Source organism: Auritidibacter ignavus, from assembly GCF_003703835.1.
GTDB classification, from domain to species: domain Bacteria; phylum Actinomycetota; class Actinomycetes; order Actinomycetales; family Micrococcaceae; genus Auritidibacter; species Auritidibacter ignavus.
The window spans coordinates 1-1,126 of sequence record NZ_RDQR01000052.1 but is presented as its reverse complement, the minus strand read 5'-3'; the positions used below and the strand labels follow the sequence as shown (position 1 = coordinate 1,126).

Here is a 1,126-nt window from a genome sequence, read left to right as displayed (position 1 = left end):
CCAACGAGAACACCAACGGCCTGCTACGTCAGTACTTCCCCAAGGGCACCGACCTGTCCCGCTGGAGCGCAGACGACCTCGAAGCGGTGGCCCACACCCTCAACAACAGACCCCGCAAGACCCTCGGCTTGAAGACCCCCGCCGAAGTCTTCGGCGAAGCACTACAATCCCTGAAACAGGCCGGTGTTGCAACCACCGGTTGAACCTGCCCAGAGTATACTTCAGATGAATTCATTAATTATTCTCAACAACACGGATTTATCCAGTCGATGGGCAGGACCGGGGTCTGTTGGGACAACGCCGCCGCGGAGTCATTCTTCGCGACGTTGAAGAACGAAATGTATCACCAGCAGGTCTTCACCACTCGGGGCAGGGCGCGGTTCGCTGTGGCTGAGTACATCGAGGTCTTCTACAACCGGCGCCGCCGCCACTCCAGCCTGGGCTACCGCACCCCAGCACGAGCCTGGGCCGACCACCACGAACCCACCACCGCGGACCCACCCGCAGCGGCCTGAAACACAAGAAAAACACCGAGAAACTGTACGAAATCCTTGACACAGCCCAAGCCATAAGAAGGCTTAACTAAATGAGTAGCTTACTGTGACCCTGCTTATAGTTGAATGTGGAAATAATCAGAGGAGATAACAGGCATGAAGAGCAAGTCGAAAGCCACACTGACAGGTGCGGTTATCGGTTTTTCAACTTCGTCAATCGCAGAAATCATTCGATATTCGATTGGCCAACGAGACATGTCCGACCTTGGCTGGGCTGTTGCTATGGTTCTTTATTTCACCGTGATCGGTGCAGTAATTACCACAGGGGCATATACCGCAAAAATTGGGGTGTACTCCAGTAGACGCAATTTAGAAAGCCACGATCATAACTCCACTGCTTCCACAAAAGAAGAACAAGAAAATTAAGATTACTGAAGCGCCCTGGGTTTTGTTCCGTTTTCTATACGGGGCTCAGGACGTGAGCCTGGGTCATATGATAACTGGCTTCGGCTTCGGTCGGGGTCTGGTAGTTCAAGGCTTCATGCAATCGGGTGGTATTCCACCAGTGGACCCAGTTCATCGTTTCGAATTCCACCTCAGTAGCTGACGGCCAAGCGGGCCGAGCATAAATC

At 53.3% G+C, this 1,126-nt stretch carries 3 protein-coding genes and 1 pseudogene; 3 read left to right on the top strand and 1 reads right to left on the bottom strand.

Annotation, left to right across the window (positions count from 1 at the left end):
* From DYI20_RS12150 to DYI20_RS12140, 3 genes and pseudogenes are all read left to right on the top strand, one after another.
* The coding region (locus DYI20_RS12150) for an IS30 family transposase (RefSeq protein ID WP_147472571.1) at nucleotides 1-203 on the top strand (203 nt) is incomplete at its 5' end.
* 63 nt (nucleotides 204-266) lie between these two features.
* A pseudogene (locus DYI20_RS12145) lies at nucleotides 267-515 on the top strand (integrase core domain-containing protein); the annotation flags it as partial.
* A 135-nt stretch (nucleotides 516-650) separates the two neighbouring features.
* The gene (locus DYI20_RS12140; RefSeq protein ID WP_110101492.1) at nucleotides 651-920 is read left to right on the top strand and encodes a hypothetical protein; all 270 of its coding nucleotides are present in this window, start codon (nucleotides 651-653) and stop codon (nucleotides 918-920) included.
* A 34-nt stretch (nucleotides 921-954) separates the two neighbouring features.
* On the opposite strand, the gene DYI20_RS12135 is transcribed toward DYI20_RS12140, so the two are convergent.
* Nucleotides 955-1,125, bottom strand: a complete 171-nt coding sequence (locus DYI20_RS12135; RefSeq protein WP_122549593.1) for an integrase core domain-containing protein — start codon at nucleotides 1,123-1,125, stop codon at nucleotides 955-957.
* Nucleotide 1,126: the final 1 nt, after the last annotated feature.